This window comes from Microcystis sp. M53598_WE2 (genome assembly GCF_030067735.1).
GTDB lineage: Bacteria > Cyanobacteriota > Cyanobacteriia > Cyanobacteriales > Microcystaceae > Microcystis > Microcystis aeruginosa.
Map to the genome: position 1 here is coordinate 1 of NZ_JASJFE010000115.1, position 3,042 is coordinate 3,042.

Annotated in this window: 3 protein-coding genes and 1 pseudogene; 3 read left to right on the forward strand and 1 reads right to left on the reverse strand. The window is 43.0% G+C overall.

Features of this window, described 5'->3' with window-relative positions:
* Window positions 1–218 precede the first annotated feature (218 nt).
* Window positions 219–398 (forward strand): hypothetical protein, encoded by a 180-nt coding sequence (locus PX636_RS22565; RefSeq protein ID WP_002796123.1) that lies wholly within the window; start codon window positions 219–221, stop codon window positions 396–398.
* Window positions 377–1,477 (forward strand): peptide chain release factor 1, encoded by a 1,101-nt coding sequence (prfA, locus tag PX636_RS02645; protein WP_002796124.1) that lies wholly within the window; start codon window positions 377–379, stop codon window positions 1,475–1,477. Before PX636_RS22565 ends, prfA begins: the two co-directional genes overlap by 22 nt.
* A gap of 313 nt (window positions 1,478–1,790) precedes the next feature.
* Here the strand turns inward: prfA and PX636_RS02650 are convergent, their stop codons facing one another.
* Complete coding sequence (locus PX636_RS02650) at window positions 1,791–2,852, reverse strand: ISKra4-like element ISMae42 family transposase (protein WP_288116146.1); 1,062 nt, start codon at window positions 2,850–2,852, stop codon at window positions 1,791–1,793.
* Between the two features lie 81 nt (window positions 2,853–2,933).
* On the opposite strand from PX636_RS02650, the pseudogene PX636_RS02655 reads away from it, so the two are divergent.
* A pseudogene (locus tag PX636_RS02655) lies at window positions 2,934–3,042 on the forward strand (helix-turn-helix domain-containing protein); the annotation flags it as partial.

Sequence of the window (3,042 nt, forward strand, 5' to 3'; positions counted from 1 at the left end):
ACTTCCCCAATCCCCCACTTCCCCAATCCCCCACTTCCCACTTCCCACTTCCCTGCTCCCTGCTTTTAAACAGGATTTAACATTACTTGCTCAAACCGGCCAAAAAATGATAGTTTCAGATATAGGAATAATCTGGTTAAGAAAAAAATGTCTTCCCTTGCCGCTTGCTGGCCCAAAAATATTTCTAAGTATTAGCAAAACTGACTGACTGTCAGCAGTTGGGCGGGATTTTTCCAGGCTCGAAGAACCCCAAACCAAGAAAATTAAGACAATTAAAAGGATTGCGTCTCTATTATCTGTTAGACGCTTCTAATCCAGTGAATTTGCGGGTTATATTCCAATTAACCCCGTTTAACCCTATTTGTGGCTATCGATTATGGCTGAAAGTTATTTACTAGACAAACTGCAATCTGTAGAACAGACCTACAAAGAATTAACCCGTCGTCTAGCGGATCCCGATGTCACCGGTAATCCGGGTGAATTGCATCGTCTGGCCAAATCCCGCGCTTCCCTAGAGGAAACGGTCAACACTTACGAAATTTGGCAAAAAAGTCAAGAGGATTTAATCGGTGCGAAACAAATCTTCAAAGAATCCGCCAGCGATCCCGAATTAAGGGAAATGGCCGCCCTAGAAGTGGCAGAATTAGAGGAAAAAATCGCCACTTTGGAAGACCAATTAACAATTCTGCTGCTGCCCCGGGATCCCCTCGATGAAAAGAATATCATGCTAGAAATTCGCGCTGGGACCGGAGGTGATGAGGCCAGTATTTGGGCGGGGGATTTAGTTCGCTTGTACTCAAAATATGCCGAAACTCAAAACTGGAAAGTTAGCCTTTTGAGTGAATCTCAGGCGGATATGGGAGGATTTAAAGAGGCAATTTTAGAGATTAAAGGCGATAACGTCTATAGTAAGCTGAAATTTGAGGCGGGAGTCCATCGGGTGCAGCGGGTTCCTCTGACGGAAGCCAGTGGTCGCGTCCACACTTCTACCGCTACCGTGGCGATTATGCCAGAAGTGGACGATGTGGAAGTGCATATCGATCCCAAGGATATTGAGTTAACCACGGCTAGATCCGGGGGTGCAGGCGGTCAAAATGTCAATAAAGTGGAAACTGCCGTCGATTTAATCCATAAACCCACGGGAATCCGAGTTTTTTGCACCGAGGAGCGATCGCAATTGCAAAACCGGGAACGAGCTATGCAGATTCTCCGGGCGAAACTGTACGATATGAAGTTACAGGAACAACAGGAAGCGGTCAGTTCCATGCGACGCTCTCAGGTGGGAACTGGTTCGCGTTCGGAAAAAATTCGCACCTATAACTATAAGGATAATCGTCTCACCGATCATCGCTTAAATCAGAATTTTTCCCTCGATCGCATTTTAGACGGCGATATCGAAGAGGTGATCCAATCCTGTATCGCCAAGGATCAACAGGAAAAACTGGCAGAATTAGCCGCTGCCCAAGAGACAGCTTAATCAGGACAAGGGAGACTCCGAGACTCCTGGATTATTTTTATTTATGCTCCCCCCGCTCCCTTCTCCCCAACCCGCAACCGTAGCTTGACGGTGGGAGTGTGTCAATTGCTAAGCTAAACGGCGCTTAACCTGCATGATCCAACAGCTATAACCCTTTTGGAGTCTATATCGGTGATCCGAAGTAAAAGCCGTTTAGCTTATCTCAAGGTCGCGAGAGGACTCCCGTTAAACCGCGTAGCGGTTAACGGGAGATGAATCGCGACCAGAATGGGGAGCAAGTCAGTTTTGTCAGAACATAAATACTATTCAATAGCTAAAGACTGTTATTTAGGTAAGCACAGCGGTGTTTAAGCACTTGAGGGATATTTTCTTCATTCCACTGGGCTCCAGAAATTTTCAGTCGTCGGTCAATCTGTTTAACCGTGGATTCAACGGCTCCCGAAGCAATAGAGCAAATCTCTTCTTGTTGATAGTAATTATAATTAACAATTCGATGACGATGAATCTCTAAATAACGACAGAAATTTTCAGCTCGTTTGTTTTTTAAAGGAGAGATTAATGCTATTGTTTCCTCAATTTTGCCCTGCCATAATAAACTTTCTGCTTTTTTCAATCTCTTCACTGAACCGCCGACTTTATGAAGATTTTCTACCAAATGAAACCAGTCAAGTATTTCTCTTTTTTCTCCTGGACAATCCCAGTTTTTCACAATTTTCCAAATACCGGGATGTCCGTCTCCCAAACAGGTAAGGGGGTCAGATAAAGGTTGTTGATTAACCCAATATATTAACGATTCATTCTCTCCAAACCAAGCTTTTCTTAGGAAAGTATCAACACAGATTGCTTTATAATCTTTCCAGATACAAGCCTCTCCCTTAGTTTCGGTTCTTAAGCGCACTTTTCCTCCATCTAGACTAATTTCTTGAACGGGGTTTCCTGATTCTTCTTCGGCAAATTGGTGGCGATGGACTAATCGTTGTTGAGTCCTAGCCGAGACCTTCATCCCTATATAAAATTGAAGATCTCTGGCGGCATTTTCATAAGAAACATTGGCACTAGCTCTTAAACAACAGCGTTCTAAGTAAGGACTAATTTGGTTATTACGAGGAATATTTAAACGGATTGCTTGTTTTTCTGTCAGGCATAATTCTCCGATGATGCTTTTTATTTTTCTCGGTCTCCCGGCTTGAGTTCCTGTCGTTTTTGTGACAAAAAAAAATCCTAGTTTCGGAGTTATATATTTTAAGGTCTGTTCTCTTATTGTCGTCTCTATTCCCTCTAAAGTTTGAATTTTTTCAGCCTCAGCTTCCTGATGAAGAATCTTGGCTATCGCTTGAATATGTTGGTTAAGTTCTTGTTGTTGCTCTGGAGTCATTTTTGTCTTTTCCCTACTCTTTTCTCTATCCCATACCCAATTGATGCTTTTGTCAAGTAGTTTATTTGTTCTTCAGCTTTGACTTGCTCCCGTGTAAGATTGGTTTACAATAAGGCACTCCATCTCAGAACACAAGCTTGGTATGAAAGACAAGAAAGAGTAGGATATACTGAAACTTCTTCAATGCTAA

Bases quoted from the DNA above. Each gene is read 5' to 3' on its own strand.
- prfA (WP_002796124.1), top strand. From the start codon at position 377: ATGGCTGAAAGTTATTTACTAGACAAACTGCAATCTGTAGAACAGACC.
- PX636_RS02650 (WP_288116146.1), bottom strand. From the start codon at position 2,852: ATGACTCCAGAGCAACAACAAGAACTTAACCAACATATTCAAGCGATA.